Source organism: Sphingobacterium sp. MAE (assembly GCF_056711605.1).
Genome location: NZ_CM160044.1, coordinates 4,919,162 through 4,939,721, shown reverse-complemented (window position 1 = coordinate 4,939,721; position 20,560 = coordinate 4,919,162). Strand labels below are relative to the sequence as shown.

The window sequence follows — 20,560 nt, the reverse complement described above, 5'->3', positions numbered from 1 at the left end:
ATGAGTAAAGTAATTATAATAGCCGAGGCGGGAGTCAATCATAATGGAGATTTGAATAAAGCATTTCAATTGATCGATGCAGCGGTACAAGCAGATGTCGATTATGTCAAATTTCAGACATTTAAAGCCGATAAGCTTGTTTCAAAACTGGCTAGAAAGGCAGATTATCAAATTCAAAATACGGCAGATGGCGATGATTCCCAATTTGACATGTTAAAGAAATTGGAATTGTCACATCACGATCATGAGAAGTTGATCGCCTATTGCAAACATCAGAATATCAATTTCTTTTCAACGGCATTTGATCTTGAATCATTGCAATATCTCCAAGAAATTGGTTTGGATGTAGTTAAAATTCCTTCTGGCGAAATCACAAATTTGCCCTATCTAAGAAAAGCAGCGAAATTGTTTTCACGGGTTATACTTTCCACGGGGATGTGTACGATGGAGGATATCGAAAAAGCGGTTTCCGTATTTTTAAAGGAAGGAATTCACCTCCAAAATATTACAATTTTACATTGTAATACAGAGTATCCCACTCCTATGCTAGATGTTAATTTGAAGGCTATGAATACTATTCAGGAAAAATTTGGAACGAACGTAGGTTATTCAGATCATACATTAGGAATTGAAGTGCCGATTGCGGCGGTTGCGTTAGGAGCCACCGTTATCGAAAAGCACTTTACGCTGGATAAGACGATGTCGGGTCCTGATCATGCCGCTTCCTTAGAACCAACTGAGCTAACGGCAATGGTAAAAGCTATACGTAATATCGAACAGGCGATGGCGGGTAGTGGTATTAAAGAACCGAGTACTTCTGAAATTAAAAATATAACTATTGCTCGAAAGAGTATTGTAGCTGCTCACCCTATTTCGAAAGGAGAATTTTTCTCAGAGCAAAATATCACGGTCAAAAGACCTGGTAACGGTGTTTCACCTATGTTGTGGGATCAGGTAATTGGGCAAATTGCTCCGAAAGACTTTAAAGCTGATGATCTAATTGAATTGTAATGAAGAAAATTTGTATTGTTACTGCCACAAGGGCAGAATACGGTTTATTCAAACCATTGATGGATTTACTCCAGGCTGCTGAAGATCTTGAACTTCAAATTATTGCAACAGGAGCGCATTTGTCTCCTGAATTTGGATTAACCTATAAGCAGATTGAAGCTGACGGATTTACGATCAATGAAAAAATAGAGATTTTACTTTCATCAGATACCCCTTCTAGTATTGTTAAAACAATGGGTTTAGCGATGAATGGTCTAGCTGAAGTTATTCCGCGTCTTCAGCCTGATATGTTTGTAATATTGGGGGATCGCTATGAAATGTTAGCCATAGCAGCAGCTATCACCATATTTAAAGTTCCTATCCTACATTTACATGGTGGTGAGATTACAGAAGGAGCTTATGATGACGCCATCAGACATGCGATCACAAAATTAAGTCATTTGCATTTTACATCTACAGAAGAATACAGAAGTAGAGTCATTCAAATGGGAGAAGCACCTGATCGGGTTTTTAATGTTGGCGCTATTGGATTGGACAATGTTGCAAATTTACAACTTTTAGATAAGGCTGAATTAGAGCAAGATTTGGGTATTAAATTTTTAAAATATAATTACCAAGTTACATTTCATCCAGAAACATTAAGTAATTTAAGTTCGAAAGACCAATTTCAGATTTTGTTGGATGCTATTGAACAGCAGGATGATAGCTTTTTTATTTTTACAAAAGCAAATGCAGATACGGACGGAAGGATTATCAATCAAATGATTGATCAATACGTCAGTAAAAATCCAAATAAAGCTAAAGCATTTTTATCCTTAGGAACTTTGCGCTTTTTATCTGTTGTAAAACAAAGTACTGCTATTGTAGGCAACAGCTCTAGTGGCATATTAGAAGCTCCTTCTTTGCATACTGCGACTATTAATATAGGCGATAGACAAAAAGGTCGTACTCAGGCAAAATCCATCGTTAATGTTTCCTGCGACAGGAATGAAATAATGGATGGATTTGAGGCGGTTAAAGAAAGCAGTTTTAAAGATAATTTACAAAACTTGGACAATCCTTATTACAACGGAGGTGCTTCACCTAAGATTGTCAAAGTCATTCAAGATCTGAACCAATTATCTTCATTAAAAAGATATTATAATTTGATATGAATATAGTAGATAAACATATCCTTCATCAGGACAAAACAGTTCGAGATGCATTAGTCCGATTGGATTTGATAGCACCCGCTTCGATTGTATTTGTTGTTAACGAAGACAACGTGCTATTAGGTTCATTGACCGACGGCGATCTCCGTAGAGGTTTTATTAAAGGACTCGGATTTGAACATCATTTGTTAGATTTTGTGCAATCTAATCCTATTTACATTTATGAGAATGAGTTTGATTTAAAAAAACTGGATCATTTTAGGGAAAATAATTTAAAAATCATTCCGATCGTCGATCATGATTTGCGTATTATAGATATATTAGATTTTAGTTTGCGGAGTACCTTAATACCTGCCGATGCCGTATTAATGGCTGGCGGCGAGGGCAAGCGATTACGTCCGTTAACGAATAATACGCCCAAACCGCTATTGTTAGTGGGCGATAAGCCTATTATTGAATATAATATAGATCGATTAAAAGAAGTAGGTATCCGCAATATAAATCTTAGTATCAATTATTTGGGGGATCAATTAGTTGATTATTTTGGAGATGGCAGTATCAAAGATATTAATATTAAATATGTCAGGGAAACAAAGCCTTTAGGTACTATTGGTTCTATTTTGTTGGTCGACTATTTTCAACATGAAGATATCATTGTGATGAATTCGGATTTATTGACAAATATTGATTTTAATGATTTTTTCAAAACCTATAAAGAACGTCAAGCTGATATGATTGTTGCAGCAACATCTTATCATGTCGATGTCCCTTATGCTGTTTTAGAAGTTAATGAAACCAATTCAGTAAAGTCATTAAAAGAAAAGCCACGTTATACCTATTATTCCAATGCAGGTATCTATATATTGAAGAAGAGTCTATTAAATATGATACCCGCCAATCAATTCTTTGATATCACAGATTTAATGGATCGTGTTATTGAGATGAACCTAAATTTAGTCACTTACCCGATCAATGGGTATTGGTTAGATATCGGGAAGCATGAAGATTTTAAAAAAGCTCAAGAGGATATTAAGCATATTAAATTATAATATATGGAATAGCCACGGGGCTTTAGTCGTTTAATCACGAATTAATATAATTATTTAAAAATCAGTAATTTACAAGTTTCATACATATGAAAGGTTTAATAACAATCTGCGCCCGAGGAGGATCTAAAGGTATTCCAGGCAAAAATATAAAATTGATTAATGGAAAGCCTCTAATAACTTACTCTATTGAAGTTGCGCTAGCCCTTGCAAAAGAGCGAAATATTGATATTTTCTTATCTACTGAATCATCAGAAATCAAGGAAGTCGTACGTTTATTAGGGTATTCATCTATCAATATATCATATGATAGGCCAGATTTTCTTGCAAATGATACTGCTGGTAAATTAGATGTCATCGTAGATGTTAAAAATTACGCAGAAGCAGAAAACAGTATTAGCTACGATTTCGTTATTGATTTAGATGTAACCTCTCCTCTTCGTACGGTAGAAGATGTAAATATTGCGATTGATTCACTATTTAGTAAAGAAGAAGCTATAAATTTGTTCTCTGTAAGTCCTGCTAATAGAAATCCATATTTTAATATGGTAGAAGAGCAGTCAGACGGGTTTTATGGATTGTGTAAAACCGGTCAGTTTCTCACAAGACAGTCTGCACCTAAAGTGTACGATATAAATGGATCTTTTTATATTTTCAAGCGTAAGTTTTTTGATCAGGAGCATCGAACTGTGATTACAGATCGTAGTATGGTGTATCAAGTTCCGCACTTATGCTTTGATTTAGATCATTCCATTGATTTTGAATTCATGGCCTTTTTATTGGAAAACAAAAAATTAGATTTTAGATTTAATTATTGATAAGATGAAAGTACTCATAGTTGGTTTAGCTATTTACGGAGTTATAGGAAACGACTTTATTTAGATAAGGAATATGGAGCAACCTCTCCGGCAGCGTATTCTGCCATAAAAAAGAGGAGTAATTATTTTTATAAAGTATTTGCTTCCTATTATGGCCGTTATCATGTTCGAATAAATTGTATTTCACCGGGGGGGATCATTGATGAAAAAAAAGCATGCTTCATTTATTAAAAGATATAGTGACAAATCTCCACTAGGCAGACTGGGCAGGCCAGATGAAATTGCTCCGGCCATTAGCTTTCTGCTGTCTAATGATGCATCTTTTATCACAGGACATAATTTAATGGTTGATGGGGGACTGCTATTTAAGCCGTGGTTGCCACTGAATAATCATTTATTGCGCGTTTTGTTAAGTTAAAAATGAACTTAATTATAAAGAATAAAATATATGAATTATTGTACTAAATGTGTTATGCCGGACACTAGACCGGGAATTAGTTTTGACGAAAAGGGTAAGTGTTCTGCTTGTCAAGCTTATGAAAACCGAATAAATGTAAATTACGATGCACGTTTTGAGGAACTTAAAAAATTATGTGACAAATATCGCGGTTACAATGGTCCTTCGGGATACGACTGTATGATTGCAGTAAGTGGAGGGAAAGATAGTCATTTTCAAGTACATATGTTTAAAGAAGTACTAGGAATGAACCCTCTTCTGGTTACAGTTGAGGACAATTTTCCCATGACTGCAGCAGGAGTGCATAATTTGAAGAATATTTCTGAAGCTTTTGGATGTGATATTATCAGTATGAAACCTAATATCAAAGCACAAAAATTAGCCATGAAATTTACTTTTGAAAAGTATGGGAAACCCACATATTTTGTTGACCGGTATATCTATACCTATCCCTTACACATGGCTGTTAAATTCAATACGCCATTATTGATCTATGGCGAAAATGTCGGCTATGAGTATGGAGGATCTGGAGCGATTGAAACCTATTCTGCAAAAGATCAGATCAGTAATGGTGTTGGGTCAGGTGTTCCAACTGAAGAACTCCTTGAACAAGGGCTAACAATGAAAGATTTAAATTTTTTCGAACCACCTGCAGCATCTGAAATCGAAAACTTGGAACCTATCTATTTAAGTTATTTTGTAGAGTGGAATAGTTTTTATAATTATGAGCTTGCTAAAACTAAAGGTTTCCATGACTTAACACATGAATGGGATAGAACACACCATGTCGAAAATTTTGACCAGATTGATTCTAGAGCTTATTTAGTACACTCGTGGATGAAATATCCTAAGTTTGGACATGCCTCTGCGACTGACTATACAGCACGGATGGTACGCTACGGTTTACTGACAAGAGAGGAAGCTTTTGATTTGATCCAAAAACATGATCATGCATTAGATCCTCTTGCAATAAGAGATTTTTGCGCTTTTGTTGGATATTCAGAACGAGAATTTTGGGAAATTATTAACAAACAATATAACCTGGATCTTTTTAAGAAAGATAAATTAGGAAAGTGGAGTTTAAAATAATAATGAATGAGTTTTTTCAAAGAAGTTCTAAGGAAAATCAAATTTGATGGAGGGACCGACCGTATCGGTCCCGATATTTTGTTTACTTACTGGAAGCTATCTTTTAACAATTGGATGGTCGATCTGTGTAAAAGAGAATTTAAAAAATTTGAAATAAACTCAAAAATTAGACCTGGAGCCTATATTGTTGGATGTTCTCAGATTGAAATCGGCGATAATGTTGTGATCCGTCCTGGGACAATGATCCATGCCGAAACGGATGTTCAGGAGGTCACTGTCATTATAAAAGACGATGTGCTCATTGGATCCGGAGTCCATATGTACGTTTCTAATCACAATTTCCATGATCCGTCGGTCTCCATCTGTCATCAAGGTCATACCGAGGGTACTGTTATTTTAGAGAGGGGCTGTATTGGTGCTAATACTATTATTCTTCCTGGTGTCGTAATTGGTGAAAATGCGGTCTTTGGAGCTGGTTCGGTCGGTACGAAATCTATTCCAAAACAGGTCATAGCAGTCGGAAACCCTGCTAAGGTTATTAAAAATATTATTTAATATCTTTTAATTATGAGAATAATAATCTTAGATCATGAACCCTTTCATGATCGCAAAATTAATCATTATTATATCCATGATTTTTTATCACGTGGGCATCAGGTCGAATATTGGGCTTTGTGCGATATTCTTCCTTATATGAAAGATGCACCTTTCACCTATCGGATGGAGCAGGATTATGTAAAGTACCTGTTATCTATGGGAGATCTTTACTCGAGATTAAACGCTCTAGATCCTAAAAATGATCTATTGATCGTAGAAATTTGGTTTTTATATAGTACTAAAAATATTTTCAAAGCGATTGCTGACCGTGGTATGAGGTGGATTAGAATAGATTATTATTTAAATCCAACAAAAGTGTTGGAAACACCTCAATCCCTCAGCTCTCGATTTAAAGACCTTACTATTGGTTCTTTTTTTAAAAAAATAGTGAATTGGGGTTTTAATAGAATTTCAGGACGGCATTATGGGGTTCCTAATATTTTCTACATAACTGGTCAATCGCAACAATATATGCCTAGAGCGAAGCAGGTCGTCTCATTAGATTATTTTGACGTAATTGAATATCATAAAAAGAAAACTGAAGCGCCGTTATTCGATTATCCTTATATGGTGTTTTTAGATATTATGTTATTAGATCATCCGGATATCGTCATGTTTGGAATGAAAAATCGGATTTCAGAATCAGCATATTATGAAGCGATCAATCAAGTTTTTGACCAGATAGAAAAGTGCACGGGTTTACCTATTATTATTGCAAGTCATCCCAAAGCGCGCTATACAGATGAATTTGGACAAAGAGTGGTTGTCCGAAATAAAACCGCTTCGCTCGTCATACACTCAGATCTAGTGCTTACCCATGGGAGCTTATCTGTGAGTTATGCGCTTTTATCCAAGAAGCCCATCGTATATCTTTACTTAGAGAAATTCTTTTTTGAAAATGAGTTTTTAAGAATGATTTACAACAGTATGCTTAGAGCAAAGGAACTTTTCGGAGCAAAAGTAATTTCTGAAAATTTTGATTGTAAGGATTTGCAGAGCGGAGTGGATTTAGAAAAATATTCGAATTATTTATCTAACTTTTATTGTAAAAGCGATAAAAAGTCCGATAATTTTAATGTTATAAATAGTGGAATTTTAGATTTGATGAATGAAGATTAGTACTATATTTAGAAGCTCCTTACTAAAATCCAGTTTAATTTATACATTTTGCGATGCTATAAACAAGGCCGTTCCCTTTTTGATATTGCCCTTCTTAAGCTATTATTTAGCGCCTAGTGATTATGGTATTATCGCAAATTTTAATGTATTATTGGCTATAGTGAGTATTTTTATTATGCTCGGGGTAGATGGAGCCATAGGCGTAAACTATTATAAATTTAATAAAGCAGAAATGTCACGCTATATATTTAATGGCGTACTCTTGACTTTATTTACTACAGGTACGGTGCTCATCATTTTCTTACTATTTCATCAATTTATATATGAATTTGTAAAAGTGCCACAACGATATCTTGTGCTGTTAGTTGTAATGGCTTTTGCGACCAGTATGACGTCGATTAATTTGTCATTATGGCGTTTAGAAGAGCAACCTGTCAAATTTGGTATCTACGAGATATTGCAGACCATTGTTAATATCGGTATTTCTTTGATTTTTGTAGTCAGCTACAAGATGGGATGGGTAGGTCGTGTCAATGGGATGTTGATTGCCTCTCTATCATTTGGTATTTTTAGTTTAATTATTTTATACCGCAGAGGATATTTAAAGTTGAATATTGACCGGGTCTATCTTCGGGATATTCTGTATTTTGGTCTTCCTTTAATTCCGCATGCACTGAGTTTCTGGATCCGATCTGGTATTGACCGTATCTATATTACAACATTTATAGGCGAGAGCGACACCGGGCTTTATGCTACAGGTTTTCAGTTTGGCGTACTGGTTTCATTTTTGACGCTGTCTTTTAATAATGCTTTTGCACCCTATTTATTTAAAAGCTTAAGTACGGAAGATCCGGCCCAATTGTACGATAACAAACTCAAGCTGGTGAAAATCACTTATTATGGAATCGCCGTGTTAATAATCACGTGTTTGCTCTTTACCCTTTGTTCCAATTTTATATTGACACATTTTTTCTCCGAGCAATATATAAAAGCAAAGGAATTTGTGTTTTGGGCTATATTATCGCAAACGTTTCAGGGTATGTATCTGCTTTTCGTAAATTATATATTCTTCGTCAAGAGAACAAAAGCGCTGGCCACGATCACGTTTTTTTGTGCTTGTTTACAGTTGATCTTGAGTTATTTTGTTATTAAACAATTTGGAGCTATAGGTGGTGCCTATTCAACTGTTATTATTAGTTTTGTTAATTTTATTCTTGTTGCTTATTTAAGTAATCGTGTTTATAACATGCCCTGGACAAAATTTCTATCCAGCAAGTAAAATAGTTTGGTATCTATTTTTTTGAAGATGACGTTATGAATTATTTAATCGTATAAAAATGAATGTTATTCTAATAAGTAGTAATATCACGAATTCTGGAGGAACAGAGCGTATTGGTATTGGCTTAGCCAATGAGCTGGTCAGGGATCCAGATACACAGGTGACTATTATTAGTCTTTTTGGTTCGGGTAAACCTTTTTTTGAAGTTCATCCGAATATCACCATCCATACTTTGTTTCATAAACATGTGAGTTTGTTTCTACTACTCCCGACAGTAATTTGGAAGATCCGCAAAATTCTAATGACAGCGGAGGAGAAATCCGTCATCATAAATATAGGTGCATTGTTAAGTGTTTTTTCCATTGTCGCCAATTTTGGACTTAGACATTGTAATATCATTTGGGAGCATTTTAATGTCTCTTTAGCTTTTACTAGTAAAAAAGAAAAATTTGCGAGGTATATGGCCAGTCGTTATGCAGATGCTGTTGTTACACTGACGCTTAAGGACAGGGCGATGTATTTGGAACATTTTAGCTGTCGTGCACAGATCGTCTGTATCCCCAATTTCTTGACGTTTAGTCCTCAAATTGAGGCCGTGGACCAGAGGCAGGTAGCGCTTGCTGTTGGTAGATTGACCGAGCAGAAAGGTTTTGATCGATTGCTTCGAGTTTGGTCACAGCTGGATGATAGATTTAGAGATTGGCAGCTCCATATTATTGGAGATGGTGAAGACCGTGAGAAGCTAGAGCAGCTTATTGTCCACGAACAATTGCATCATGTACATCTGATCCCGACGACTAAAAACGTGGATCACTACTATAGAGAAGCTTCTATTTATGTCATGACCTCGCGTTGGGAGGGTCTGCCTATGGTTTTAATCGAAGCACAATCTTTCGGATTACCGATTATCAGTTACGACTGTCTGACGGGGCCTCGAGATGTCGTTTCCAATGGTACCAATGGTTTTCTAGTTGAGGATGGAAATGAAGTTGGTTTTTTAGCCGCTTTAGAAAAGTGCATGGATGATCATGATTTGAGAGCTTCTTTGTCTAGCCAGGCGCTTAAGGATAGTAAACGATTTGATAAAGTTCAAGTGGTACAGATGTGGAGAGATTTGTTTAGCACATTAATGGAGCAATAAATATGGTAGCGTACTGGATCGTTTTTGTCATTATATTATTTTTCTGTATAACCGATTTTTTTAAAATTGCGGTTGCAGAAATCTATAAAAAGGCCATTTTGATTTTCCTATTGATATTATTAGGCCTATTTGCCGGCCTACGATACAAATGTGATAATGATTATGACGAATATATCCGTATCTATAACCAGGTACCCACTTTGCACGAATTTTTTACAGGTGGATATCAACTTAGTGATATTTATGGAGAACCATTATTTGTCATCACCAATATCGTGTTTAAGACAATTGGCGCAGCAGACTATGTCTATTTAACTTTTATATCTTTTCTCAATTTATTTTTCTTGTACAAAAGCATCACGGCTTTTTCCAAATATTGGTTTCTGTCCTTGTTTTTATACTTTTCCTTGATGTATCTCGGTGGCGGCTTTACACAGATCAGATTTGGAGTAGCCACTACATTAGCCTGGTATGGAATAGTGCAGTACTATCAGGGCAAGATAAAGGTTTCTATTCTTGCTATTTTTTGTGCTTTAATGTTCCATGTCAGCGCTCTTTCTATTTTAATCGTATTTATGGCCAATCGTTTTTTAAAAACAAATACATATACCGTTTTAACGATTTCATTTTTATCCGTTTTGATCACGTTGTTCTCATTTGGGGGCATGCTCGGGAGCTTCATAACACTATTTGCAGGAGATAGCCGGTACGAATCCTATTTAGACTCCGAGGTTTATTCAGAAAAAGCAAATAGTATCGCGATCTATTTTTACTGTATCAGTATTTTGATTTTTTGGTTTTTCAGAGCACAGATGATCAGAGAATTGGGCGAGCAACGATTTTATTTTCTTTTTAAGATCGGCTTAATGGCTGTTTTATTTGGCGCATTGTTCAATCAGATGGCCATTCTATCCCGATTTGGACTTATTTTACAATTCTGCTATATCTTTATTTTGCCCCATACCTTTGGTTTGAAACCAGTGCGACTCCTTATGCTGCTATTTTTATTTATGTACGGCATGTTCAGGTATAGCCAATTTTTAGGAGAAGAATCCTTTATACAAGATTATAAAACTGTCATCACCAATAAATAGTAACATATGATCCTATCATTTATAATTCCTGCCTTAAAAAATACAGGGCCGATACTAGTCGTTCGTGATATCATCGGTCACCTGGTACAGCAATATCCCGATGATCAGATTACTGTTTTCTACCTTGATCAGGTGGAGGATCCTATTGCTGTCGATTGTTCTGCTTTTTGGCTAAAAGCTGCGGGAAGCGAATCTTTGCTTTTGGAGAGTGATATTATCCACAGCCATGGTATACGTCCGGATTATTATGTTTTTAAAAATCGAAAGAAGATAAAAGGTAAATGCGTCAGCACGATCCATAGTCTGCTGTTTAATGAATATCGTTTCAAATATAATAGACTTGTGGCCTATCTTATCCAATTCATATGGTCCCGGCTTGTGAGTCGTCATGATAAAATAGTTGCTTTAACCGCAATTATGAAACAACATTACACGCATTTGGTGCCAGAGGCAAAACTGATCGTTATCAATAACGGGAGGAACGTTACGACACAGGATATTGATCCAAATGATCGAGGTATTTTTGCTGAGTTAAAAGAAAAATATAAAATAATTGGTATTGCCTGCGTTTTAAATAAAGGCAAAGGTTTACATCAAGTTGTAGAGATTCTACCACAATTACCCGATTTTGCATTCGTCATTATAGGAGATGGTCCCGAAAGAAGTATTTTGGAAGATCAAGCTGCGCGTCTGGGATTAGGAGATCGGTGTTTGTTTTTAGGAACACGGTCAGAAGGCTATCGGTATAATCGTTATTTTGATTATTATGTATTTCCGTCATATACGGAGGGTCTCCCACTTTCATTATTGGAAGCTGCTGCGCTTAGTAAAGTTGTTATCTGTTCGAGTATACCCGTACATCATGAAATTTTTACCGACCAAGAAGTTTCATTTTTCCGTTTAGATGATCACGAAAGCTTAATTCAAGCCATTCATGATGCCCAATTGAAAGGCAGAGATTTTCAAGCTAATATCTTTAAAAAATACAATGAGCGGTATACCGCACAAATTATGGCCCAGTCATATTATACACTTTATTCTAGTTTAGCTCGATCATGAAATATCTATATGCCTTTTTTGTAATTGTTTTTTGTTCGTGTCAACAAGTCCAGTCCCAGCGTTTAGTCGAAAACGGGCGGACTGACTTTGTCATTATGACTCCTTCTCTGGCATCAGATTCGACCCTTAAGTCTGCGCAGATCTTACAGCAGTACGTACAACTCAAATCAAACGTCCTGATACCGATCCTTGCGGAAACGCATATCAAAGATAAAACTCCCGTCATCAGTATAGGGAATACGAGTTTGTTTAAAATTGCAGACAGCAATAAGGTTGATCGTTTAGGTTATGTAATCAATAAAACCGATCGCGCTATTGTCTTAGGAGGCATCACAGAAAGAGGGATCCGTAACGCCGTCTACGGGTTTCTTGACCGATACTTAGACATCCAGATGTTGGCTGCAGATGATATCCATTGTGTACCGTCCAGTACGATCGATCTGGATATTAAACAAGAGCTGGTCAATCCGATCTTTAAGACATTTGATATTTATAATCAGACCTCATATTCAGCTTCCTATACCGAATGGTATTCTTTAGAGCACAATTATAAGGAACCTACCCGTTGGGGATTTTTTGACCATAGTTTTTTTAGATTGGTTCCACCTAAAGTATTTCAAAAGACCAATCCCAATTTCTATTTATATGAAGGAGCGTACGCGACTCAGTTAAATCTAGCAGATGTTAAGTTGCGTCAGTACATGGTTGATACTTTGACCAATTTGTTTAGAGGCTATGCCCACAAAAAATACTGGTTAATTGGACAAGAAGATATTGGTAAATTTGGAACTTTATTTGGATCACAAAAAACGCTGACCAGCTTTTATCCCTCAGAGACAGATGCCCTTATTCATTTTATAAATACTATTGCCGGTCATTTTCCACACCATGTGATCGGAACATTTGCTTATCATGAAACCCTCCCTGCACCACAAAAGGAACGGCCCATATCCAATGTACTGATCTGTTTTGCGCCAATAGATGCTTACCGTCATTTAGCTCTTTATGAAGGTGTTAATAAGCGTTATGGGGATGAATTGGTCAAATGGAGTCAAATGACGGATCATGTAATGGTGTGGGATTATTTAAGTAACTTTTCTGCACCTCACCAATTTTACCCTAGCATACTGAAACTCAAAGAGAATCTCGATTTTTATAAACAGTTGCATGTAAACAGTGTCTACCTCGAAGGTATCCATTCCGATGAGGAGCCCTTATCCGAACTATTAACCTTTGTTGCAGTACGTATCATTTGGGGAGACCAGCGGCCAGTTAAAGATATTGTACATGAATTTTGTAAAAAATATTATGGAAGTGCCAGCCAGGAGGTCGAAGAGCTAGTCTGGGCTATCCAGCATCATGTCGTCCAAAACAAGGATCAGATTCGTTTTTTTGGAGGCACACGCCAATATTTAGGTGAAGCTCAGCTCCAGCAGTATCGTGCTCTTTTGGAGGCTGCAGATCGAAATGCCAAAGGCAATACCGTTTTAGAAAAACGAATTGCAAAAGTAAAATTAGGTCTTTTAAAAAATTAATAATTTAAGATATGAAATTTTCTGTTTTAATGTCGGTGTATTTCAAGGAACAAGCGGATTATTTGAGGCAAGCCCTTGAGAGTTTAATGTGTCAAAGTACTCCACCTAGCGAAATTGTGCTTGTCAAAGATGGTGCTCTTACAGAGCCATTAGATCAGGTGATCGACGTCTTCAGCCAACATAATCCAGGCATTTTGATCGTGATCGCCCTCCCTGTGAACAGCGGACTTGGCCATGCTTTGGCGGCAGGATTAGCAGCATGTAGTTTTGATCTGGTGGCCCGTATGGATTCTGATGATATTTCAGATTATTTTCGATTTGAAAAGCTCCTTAGTTTCTTAAAAAATAATCCTCAAATTGATATTGTGGGAAGTACCTTACAGGAATTTTCAGAGCATGTCGGCGATTCAAACATCATTAAAACGTGTGCAGCGGAACACGAAGATATGATTAAGGGCATAAAGCTTCGGAGCCCCATGAACCATGCTACTATTCTATTCCGAAAATCTCGGCTAGTAGAGGCGGGCGGATATCAGGGCAATACGATCTTTTTTGAAGATTATGCGCTATTTATCCGTTTATGGCAAAAAGGTTTAAGATTTCACAACCTTCCAGATATTCTGTACCATATGCGGGTGGATTCAGGCTTGAATTCTATTCGAAGAAGATGTGGAGTTCATTATATCAAAAAAGAGATCAATTTCTTAAAACATGTATATGAGATAGGAGCCTTTACAAGGATGGATCAGATCAAATACGGGATATTGAAGTTCCCCATACGATTATTGCCGCCACGCCTGGTCCTGTTTGTCTATAATACATTCCTACGCAAGCAGCTTTAGCTCCCTGTTAACTACCGCTCATTGCCCATTGGAAAAAGATTGCTATGCGTCACACTTGACCCGTTCTGATGCGAGTCACTACAGCTGGCAGGTTTAAGCAAGATCTACGATGGTCTATTTATTTCCAAATCATTTGAAATAAGACTATTAAAAACCATCGCCCCATGATTGTGATTTATGATCAGCACAGATGGCGTTGCTGATTCCATGTTAAATTCATGTTCTATGACGGCCGATTCTGCTCCACAGAATTGGCCGTCATTTTTTTGTTTTGCTTACAACGAAATAGGGAGGCTTTTTTCTAAGAGCATCACGCACTCTTCGCAATCGGTTGCTTTTTTGCCATTTTTCGGTATATCGACATGTCCAACATAACGGATTTTTGTGCGGTATTTTTATTCCGCATATGGCAGTTCGTTTATTACTGATAAGGCGCTAAAAGGTACTAGAAGTTGCATAATTTTTTAATATCGGCTTTGTCGACATACAAAAAATAGTCTTCAATATCAATTTTTGCAGCAATTTTGTGAGCTTACACCGCTTAAAAGCGTTTAAATTCGCATTAAAGAGAAATTTTTCATTTGACCTGTAACGTTTTCATTAGATTTAACGTTAAGTAAATAAATAGCGCAATTTTCGCTATATTTGCAACTTTAAATATTTAACTAGATTTATGGCGTATATCTTTACCGTTATATTATTATTTTTACTTGAACTACTATATTTCAAGATTGCTGATCGGTACAATATCATTGATAAACCTAACCAACGTTCATCGCATACGACCATTACTTTGCGAGGAGGGGGTATTATTTTTTATATCGCGATACTTATATTTTTTATCCAGTCCGGCTTTTCTTATCCCTGGTTTATGTTGGGTCTGACCCTTATGGCCACGATTTCTTTCTTGGATGATATTGCCGAAATTACTAGTCGGCTAAGATTGGCTGTTCATTTTACTTCGGTTTTATTGATGGCTTTTCAGATGGGTATTTTCTCACCACCTTGGTATTATATTATAGTCACTTTTATTATTGTGGTAGGGGCTATCAATGCCTATAATTTTATGGATGGTATCAATGGTATTACTGCGCTGTACAGCCTAGTAGTATGTGGGCTGTTGTACTATGTCAATAGAACCGTTGGGTTTATCGAGCAGGATTATCTGATTTATGCCCTTTTAGGAATAGTTGTATTTGCATTTTTTAATTTTCGCAATCAAGCCAAGTGCTTTGCCGGCGACGTCGGATCGGTTGGTATTGCCTATATCGTATTGTTTGCCTTAGGTACTTTGATTTTTAAAACGGGTGATTTTATTTATATACTATTCCTTGCTGTTTATGGTCTCGATGCCGTTTGGTCCATTGTACGTCGACTTTACCTTGGAGAAAATATTTTGGAAGGGCACCGTACCCATTTGTACCAATATCTTGCCAATGAAGTTGGATACAACAGGCTTGCTATCTCTGGGCTATATGGCACGCTTCAATTATTGATCGGTATATTGGTGATCACCTTCGCGCGTTATGATCATACCACACAGTTGGTGTTTGCCATCGTTGTTCTTGTTGTACTGAGCACGGTATATTTAATATTAAAACAGTATATCATCAAAACCTATGTTTCCAACAAGATGGTCCAAAGTCACCGATACGCTACAGATATTAAAACTTAGGCTTACGATAGTCTTTTCCCACTGACTTCATTACATTTACCATGATCAAGTATATTCAAGGCGGCAGTGCGCAAGATGAGCGCGGAGGTATTCGATTTGTCAATGATTTTGACATGACCCCGGTCAAGCGTTTTTATATTATCAAAAATTTGGATACCGTATTAATTCGAGGATGGCGAGGACATCGTATCGAGCAGAGGTGGTTCTATGCATTATCCGGTTCTTTCTCGGTAGATCTTGTGAAAATCGACGATTGGGATCGCCCTTCTCCAGATTTAGAAGTTCAAAATGTGGTTTTAAAGTCTACCCATCTGCAAGTACTTTATATTTCTGCAGGCTATGCAACAGCTATCCGTGCACTCGAGCAGGGAAGTGAACTTTTGGTACATGCTGACTATCCGGTTGTACATGCTTCCGAAGATAATTATACCTATCCAGTCGATTATTTTGTCAGTATGATTAGATAAAGGACTTATCTAAATCTACCCCTACTTAATTTTACACCGACCGATAAGCAGCTGTTTTTTTTAATAGCAGCTTTTTTTTTGATCTGTTCATTCTTCGTTAATAGCGTCCTAAGCTTACTCATACTTCCATTTAATCAACTTTTACGTATTGATCAAAGCGTCGAGGGTTATTTTAACAATTTTTTAATTTGGAGATTTAATACTTGTTGAGTACTTTTGTTACTCAAAGACTAATCAACCCGATGTTGGATTCGCTTATTACATCCAAGACAAGACTCAAGCTTCTGATCAAATTTTTTGTTTCAGCTAGCAATCAGGGCTATTTGCGTGGATTGGCAGATGAGTTTCAAGAATCAACCAATGCGATAAGAAAAGAATTAAATCAACTGGAAGATGCGGGTTTTCTGACTAAAAAATCAGATAAAAACAAGATCTTCTATCGTGCCAATACCACACACTCCTTATTTAAGCCGCTTCAAAAATTAATTCATACTTTTTTAGGAATTGATGAACTCGTGGATCATGTTCTTGCTCAAGCAGGTGATATTCAGTCGGTCAGCTTGATCGGTGACTATGCCAAAGGGCTTGATTCTGGACAGATTGAAGTACTTATTTTAGGAGAAAATCTAAATGAGGCATATTTATTGCGGTTAGCGGCAAAGGTTGGAGCGAAGCTGAAAAAAGTGGTGATACTTTATTGCAATGTTCCCCAGCACGATGGGCATTGCATTCAGTTGTATACCAGCAATGTAGTAGTATAATTATTTCAGATAAATGAGTAAAATATTAATAACCGGAGGAGCCGGATTTATCGGATCCAATTTGACAGAACATTTCTTAGGAAAAGGTTTTCAGGTCGTTGTTTTGGACAACTTTGCAACTGGTCACCGTCATAATCTGTCGCAGCATGCAGATAATCCTAATTTTTCTTTAATTGAAGGCGATATCCGCCATACTGCAGACTGTGAGTTGGCTGTACAAGGTGTAGACTATGTGTTGCACCAGGCAGCTTTAGGATCCGTTCCCCGTTCGATCAAAGATCCACAGACGACCAATGAAGTGAATGTCACGGGTTTTTTAAATATGCTGGTTGCTGCCCGTGATGCAAACGTAAAGCGTTTTGTCTACGCAGCATCTTCTTCTACATACGGTGATTCTGAAAATTTACCAAAAGTAGAAGATATTATTGGTAAGCCTCTGTCCCCTTATGCGATTACGAAATACGTCAATGAGCTTTATGCAGATATCTTCTCCAAAAATTATGGTTTAGAGACCATTGGTTTACGTTATTTTAACGTATTTGGTCGTCGTCAAGATCCAAACGGAGCTTATGCTGCTGTTATCCCCTTATTTGTGAAGAAATTTATGAATCACGAAGGACCAGTGATCAATGGAACTGGTGATTTTTCACGTGATTTCACGTATATCGACAATGTGATTCAAATGAATGAATTGGCGATGCTGACGGAGAATAAAAACGCTATCAATACGGTTTATAATACAGCAGTAGGTGACCGCACCACATTAAATCAATTGGTGGCACACCTAAAAGAATATTTAACCGCATTTGATGCCGAGATAGCACACGTTAATGCTTCTTATGGACCAAACCGTCAGGGCGATATTCCCCATTCATTGGCATCCATTGAAAAAGCAAAAACGTTATTAGGTTACCAACCGACCCATACTATTGATAAGGGTTTGAAGGCGGCGGTAAAATGGTATTGGGAAAACTTAAAATAGAATAAGTATCGAAGCATATTAGTTGTAAAAAATTTAGAACACCAAAATTATAAATAGATGAAAAAAATTGCAGTTATAGGCTTAGGATACGTAGGATTACCACTAGCTCGCTTGTTTGCAACAAAATTCCCCGTGGTCGGTTTCGATATTAACCAAAAGCGTATCGATGAGTTACGTACAGGAAAAGATTTAACATTAGAAGTGGAAGATGATATTTTGCAAGCTGTTTTGGCTGAATCTAATCCGCTTTCAACAGGTACTAATGGTCTATGGTGTTCTAACCAACTGACTGATATTGATGATGCGAACTTCTATGTCGTCACGGTGCCTACACCAGTTGATAAAAACAATCGTCCAGATTTGACACCTTTATATAAAGCTTCCGAGACAGTTGGTAAAGTATTGAAAAAAGGCGATATCGTGGTTTACGAATCTACGGTTTATCCAGGTGTTACAGAAGAAGAGTGCATTCCAGTTTTAGAGAAAATATCAGGATTAAAGTTTAATGTAGATTTCTTTGCAGGTTATTCTCCAGAGCGTATCAATCCAGGAGACAAACAACATACCGTAGAGAAAATATTAAAAGTAACTGCAGGTTCGACGCCAGAGATTGGTATTGAAGTCGATGAAGTGTACAAAACTGTGATTACAGCAGGTACGCATTTAGCACCTTGTATTAAAGTCGCTGAGGCAGCTAAAGTAATTGAAAATTCACAACGTGATATCAATATTGCTTTTGTCAATGAGCTAGCTAAGATTTTCAATATCTTAAATATCGATACCCATGCTGTTTTAGAAGCAGCAAGTACCAAATGGAACTTTCTTCCATTCAAACCAGGATTGGTAGGCGGTCACTGTATTGGTGTTGACCCTTACTATTTAGCACAGAAAGCACAAGAGCATGGCTACCATCCCGAGATTATTTTGGCAGGTCGTCGTTTGAATGATTCGATGGGCGAATATGTTGCATCGCAAGTCATCAAGACCATGATCAAAAAAGGTATCAATGTTAATGGTGCAGAAGTATTGATGTTGGGTGTGACTTTTAAAGAAAATTGCCCAGATGTTCGCAATACCAAGATTGTGGATGTTATTGCAGCATTAGAAGATTATGGTGTGCAGGTGACGGTATATGATCCATGGGCAAATCCAGTTGAAGTACAACATGAGTACAAATTGTTGAGTACGAAAGAGCTACCGACAAATAGGTTTGATGCTATTGTTTTAGGTGTAGCGCACAAGGAATTCTTAGATTTGGATTTGGATGCGTTTAAGAAAGACAGTGCGATTGTATATGATGTAAAAGGTGTTTGGAAAACAAATGTAGATGGTCGACTTTAAATATTGGTTGATAAAGGTTATGGTCTAAGAAGCAAATTATATTTAGGAAGTTAAATAAAAGGAAATGTTTGAAAATAAAACGTTATTAATTACCGGAGGGACAGGTTCATTTGGTACTGCTGTTTTAAATAGATTTTTGGATACAAGTCATTTTAAAGAGATTCGTATATTCTCACGCGATGAGAAAAAGCAAGATGATATGCGTAACCTTTATAGAAGTGATAAAATTAAATATTATATCGGTGATGTGCGTGACTATACATCCGTTGAACCAGCAACTAGGGGAGTGGATTATGTGTTTCATGCGGCAGCTTTAAAGCAAGTTCCGTCTTGTGAATTTTTCCCTATGCAAGCTGTTAAGACTAATGTTGAAGGTACACAAAATGTAATTCGTGCAGCTGCATCAAATGGTGTGAAAAAAGTAATTTGTCTGAGTACAGACAAAGCTGCTTATCCAATTAATGCGATGGGCATTTCTAAAGCAATGATGGAAAAAGTTGCTGTTGCCGAAGCCCGTAATCTAACAGAAACTGTTGTTTGTTTGACCCGTTATGGAAATGTGATGGCCTCAAGAGGTTCTGTAATACCTTTGTTCCTTAATCAGATTCAAAAAGGTGAGCCTATTACCATTACGGATCCCAATATGTCTCGTTTCTTTATGTCCTTGGAAGATGCTGTTGATTTGGTATTATTTGCTTTTGAACATGCTAATCCAGGTGACCTTTTTGTTAACAAAGCTCCGGCAGGATCAATCGGCGATTTAGCGAAAGCATTGATTGAATTAACTGGTAAGGAGGTTCCTGTTAAAGTGATTGGTACACGTCATGGAGAAAAACTTTATGAGACTTTATGTACCCGTGAAGAAATGATGAAAGCCGAGGATATGGGCGATTTTTACCGTGTGCCAGCGGATAATAGAGATTTAAACTATGCGAAGTATTTTTCGGAAGGTGAACAAGATGTATCTAAGATTGAAGATTATCATTCGCACAATACGCAGCAACAAGGTGTAGAAGGGCTTAAAAAGCTAATTTCAACATTGCCTCTTATCAGAAAAGAAGTTTTTGGCGAAGACGTGATGCAATATCCATACTAA

Annotated in this window: 20 protein-coding genes; all 20 read left to right on the top strand. The window is 36.9% G+C overall.

Translation table 11 applies throughout. The annotated features are described in order from the left end of the window. The 20 genes from neuB (at position 1) to AC06G9_RS20910 (ending at position 20,560) form a co-directional block, all read left to right on the top strand. On the top strand, positions 1-1,011 hold the full coding sequence (neuB, locus tag AC06G9_RS21005; RefSeq protein ID WP_480957135.1) for an N-acetylneuraminate synthase: 1,011 nt from the start codon (positions 1-3) through the stop codon (positions 1,009-1,011). After that, complete coding sequence (neuC, locus tag AC06G9_RS21000; protein WP_480957134.1) at positions 1,011-2,165, top strand: UDP-N-acetylglucosamine 2-epimerase; 1,155 nt, start codon at positions 1,011-1,013, stop codon at positions 2,163-2,165. The genes neuB and neuC overlap by 1 nt, the downstream gene beginning before the upstream one ends. Further along, positions 2,162-3,211 carry a nucleotidyltransferase family protein gene (locus AC06G9_RS20995; RefSeq protein WP_480957133.1) on the top strand — a complete coding sequence of 350 codons (1,050 nt, stop codon included), beginning with the start codon at positions 2,162-2,164 and terminating at the stop codon, positions 3,209-3,211. The genes neuC and AC06G9_RS20995 overlap by 4 nt, the downstream gene beginning before the upstream one ends. 86 nt (positions 3,212-3,297) lie before the next feature. Next, the gene (locus AC06G9_RS20990) at positions 3,298-4,026 is read left to right on the top strand and encodes an acylneuraminate cytidylyltransferase family protein (protein ID WP_480957132.1); all 729 of its coding nucleotides are present in this window, start codon (positions 3,298-3,300) and stop codon (positions 4,024-4,026) included. A 202-nt stretch (positions 4,027-4,228) separates the two neighbouring features. Then, on the top strand, positions 4,229-4,444 hold the full coding sequence (locus tag AC06G9_RS20985; RefSeq protein ID WP_480957131.1) for an SDR family oxidoreductase: 216 nt from the start codon (positions 4,229-4,231) through the stop codon (positions 4,442-4,444). Positions 4,445-4,474: 30 nt separating this feature from the next. After that, positions 4,475-5,572: an N-acetyl sugar amidotransferase gene (locus tag AC06G9_RS20980; RefSeq protein WP_480957130.1), complete on the top strand. Its 1,098-nt coding sequence runs from the start codon at positions 4,475-4,477 to the stop codon at positions 5,570-5,572. Between the two features lie 6 nt (positions 5,573-5,578). After that, on the top strand, positions 5,579-6,127 hold the full coding sequence (locus tag AC06G9_RS20975) for an acyltransferase (protein WP_480957129.1): 549 nt from the start codon (positions 5,579-5,581) through the stop codon (positions 6,125-6,127). Between the two features lie 12 nt (positions 6,128-6,139). Then, a complete protein-coding gene (locus AC06G9_RS20970; RefSeq protein ID WP_480957128.1) occupies positions 6,140-7,288 on the top strand; it encodes a hypothetical protein in 1,149 nt (382 codons plus the stop codon). Further along, a complete protein-coding gene (locus AC06G9_RS20965; protein ID WP_480957127.1) occupies positions 7,278-8,567 on the top strand; it encodes a lipopolysaccharide biosynthesis protein in 1,290 nt (429 codons plus the stop codon). The genes AC06G9_RS20970 and AC06G9_RS20965 overlap by 11 nt, the downstream gene beginning before the upstream one ends. Positions 8,568-8,625: 58 nt before the next feature. Next, positions 8,626-9,708 carry a glycosyltransferase family 4 protein gene (locus AC06G9_RS20960; protein ID WP_480957126.1) on the top strand — a complete coding sequence of 361 codons (1,083 nt, stop codon included), beginning with the start codon at positions 8,626-8,628 and terminating at the stop codon, positions 9,706-9,708. Positions 9,709-9,710: 2 nt separating this feature from the next. After that, positions 9,711-10,802, top strand: coding sequence for an EpsG family protein (locus AC06G9_RS20955; protein WP_480957125.1), 1,092 nt, complete (start codon positions 9,711-9,713; stop codon positions 10,800-10,802). Positions 10,803-10,808: 6 nt separating this feature from the next. Then, positions 10,809-11,861 carry a glycosyltransferase family 4 protein gene (locus tag AC06G9_RS20950; RefSeq protein ID WP_480957124.1) on the top strand — a complete coding sequence of 351 codons (1,053 nt, stop codon included), beginning with the start codon at positions 10,809-10,811 and terminating at the stop codon, positions 11,859-11,861. A 95-nt stretch (positions 11,862-11,956) separates the two neighbouring features. Beyond that, positions 11,957-13,396: a DUF4838 domain-containing protein gene (locus tag AC06G9_RS20945; protein WP_480957123.1), complete on the top strand. Its 1,440-nt coding sequence runs from the start codon at positions 11,957-11,959 to the stop codon at positions 13,394-13,396. A gap of 11 nt (positions 13,397-13,407) precedes the next feature. Next, positions 13,408-14,238 carry a glycosyltransferase gene (locus AC06G9_RS20940; RefSeq protein ID WP_480957122.1) on the top strand — a complete coding sequence of 277 codons (831 nt, stop codon included), beginning with the start codon at positions 13,408-13,410 and terminating at the stop codon, positions 14,236-14,238. Positions 14,239-14,911: 673 nt separating this feature from the next. Continuing rightward, the gene (locus AC06G9_RS20935) at positions 14,912-15,913 is read left to right on the top strand and encodes an MraY family glycosyltransferase (RefSeq protein WP_480957121.1); all 1,002 of its coding nucleotides are present in this window, start codon (positions 14,912-14,914) and stop codon (positions 15,911-15,913) included. 41 nt (positions 15,914-15,954) lie between these two features. Then, positions 15,955-16,380 carry a WxcM-like domain-containing protein gene (locus tag AC06G9_RS20930; protein WP_480957120.1) on the top strand — a complete coding sequence of 142 codons (426 nt, stop codon included), beginning with the start codon at positions 15,955-15,957 and terminating at the stop codon, positions 16,378-16,380. Between the two features lie 242 nt (positions 16,381-16,622). Next, a complete protein-coding gene (locus tag AC06G9_RS20925; RefSeq protein ID WP_480957119.1) occupies positions 16,623-17,141 on the top strand; it encodes an ArsR family transcriptional regulator in 519 nt (172 codons plus the stop codon). Between the two features lie 13 nt (positions 17,142-17,154). After that, on the top strand, positions 17,155-18,123 hold the full coding sequence (locus AC06G9_RS20920) for an SDR family oxidoreductase (protein WP_480957118.1): 969 nt from the start codon (positions 17,155-17,157) through the stop codon (positions 18,121-18,123). A gap of 57 nt (positions 18,124-18,180) precedes the next feature. Next, positions 18,181-19,464: a nucleotide sugar dehydrogenase gene (locus AC06G9_RS20915; RefSeq protein WP_480957117.1), complete on the top strand. Its 1,284-nt coding sequence runs from the start codon at positions 18,181-18,183 to the stop codon at positions 19,462-19,464. A 64-nt stretch (positions 19,465-19,528) separates the two neighbouring features. Next, the gene (locus AC06G9_RS20910) at positions 19,529-20,560 is read left to right on the top strand and encodes a polysaccharide biosynthesis protein (RefSeq protein ID WP_480957116.1); all 1,032 of its coding nucleotides are present in this window, start codon (positions 19,529-19,531) and stop codon (positions 20,558-20,560) included.

What these genes read in the sequence shown, in the direction of transcription:
- neuB (WP_480957135.1), top strand. Translation starts at nt 1, where the DNA reads ATGAGTAAAGTAATTATAATAGCCGAGGCGGGAGTCAATCATAATGGA.
- neuC (WP_480957134.1), top strand. Translation starts at nt 1,011, where the DNA reads ATGAAGAAAATTTGTATTGTTACTGCCACAAGGGCAGAATACGGTTTA.
- AC06G9_RS20995 (WP_480957133.1), top strand. Translation starts at nt 2,162, where the DNA reads ATGAATATAGTAGATAAACATATCCTTCATCAGGACAAAACAGTTCGA.
- AC06G9_RS20990 (WP_480957132.1), top strand. Translation starts at nt 3,298, where the DNA reads ATGAAAGGTTTAATAACAATCTGCGCCCGAGGAGGATCTAAAGGTATT.
- AC06G9_RS20985 (WP_480957131.1), top strand. Translation starts at nt 4,229, where the DNA reads ATGAAAAAAAAGCATGCTTCATTTATTAAAAGATATAGTGACAAATCT.
- AC06G9_RS20980 (WP_480957130.1), top strand. Translation starts at nt 4,475, where the DNA reads ATGAATTATTGTACTAAATGTGTTATGCCGGACACTAGACCGGGAATT.
- AC06G9_RS20975 (WP_480957129.1), top strand. Translation starts at nt 5,579, where the DNA reads ATGAGTTTTTTCAAAGAAGTTCTAAGGAAAATCAAATTTGATGGAGGG.
- AC06G9_RS20970 (WP_480957128.1), top strand. Translation starts at nt 6,140, where the DNA reads ATGAGAATAATAATCTTAGATCATGAACCCTTTCATGATCGCAAAATT.
- AC06G9_RS20965 (WP_480957127.1), top strand. Translation starts at nt 7,278, where the DNA reads ATGAAGATTAGTACTATATTTAGAAGCTCCTTACTAAAATCCAGTTTA.
- AC06G9_RS20960 (WP_480957126.1), top strand. Translation starts at nt 8,626, where the DNA reads ATGAATGTTATTCTAATAAGTAGTAATATCACGAATTCTGGAGGAACA.
- AC06G9_RS20955 (WP_480957125.1), top strand. Translation starts at nt 9,711, where the DNA reads ATGGTAGCGTACTGGATCGTTTTTGTCATTATATTATTTTTCTGTATA.
- AC06G9_RS20950 (WP_480957124.1), top strand. Translation starts at nt 10,809, where the DNA reads ATGATCCTATCATTTATAATTCCTGCCTTAAAAAATACAGGGCCGATA.
- AC06G9_RS20945 (WP_480957123.1), top strand. Translation starts at nt 11,957, where the DNA reads ATGACTCCTTCTCTGGCATCAGATTCGACCCTTAAGTCTGCGCAGATC.
- AC06G9_RS20940 (WP_480957122.1), top strand. Translation starts at nt 13,408, where the DNA reads ATGAAATTTTCTGTTTTAATGTCGGTGTATTTCAAGGAACAAGCGGAT.
- AC06G9_RS20935 (WP_480957121.1), top strand. Translation starts at nt 14,912, where the DNA reads ATGGCGTATATCTTTACCGTTATATTATTATTTTTACTTGAACTACTA.
- AC06G9_RS20930 (WP_480957120.1), top strand. Translation starts at nt 15,955, where the DNA reads ATGATCAAGTATATTCAAGGCGGCAGTGCGCAAGATGAGCGCGGAGGT.
- AC06G9_RS20925 (WP_480957119.1), top strand. Translation starts at nt 16,623, where the DNA reads ATGTTGGATTCGCTTATTACATCCAAGACAAGACTCAAGCTTCTGATC.
- AC06G9_RS20920 (WP_480957118.1), top strand. Translation starts at nt 17,155, where the DNA reads ATGAGTAAAATATTAATAACCGGAGGAGCCGGATTTATCGGATCCAAT.
- AC06G9_RS20915 (WP_480957117.1), top strand. Translation starts at nt 18,181, where the DNA reads ATGAAAAAAATTGCAGTTATAGGCTTAGGATACGTAGGATTACCACTA.
- AC06G9_RS20910 (WP_480957116.1), top strand. Translation starts at nt 19,529, where the DNA reads ATGTTTGAAAATAAAACGTTATTAATTACCGGAGGGACAGGTTCATTT.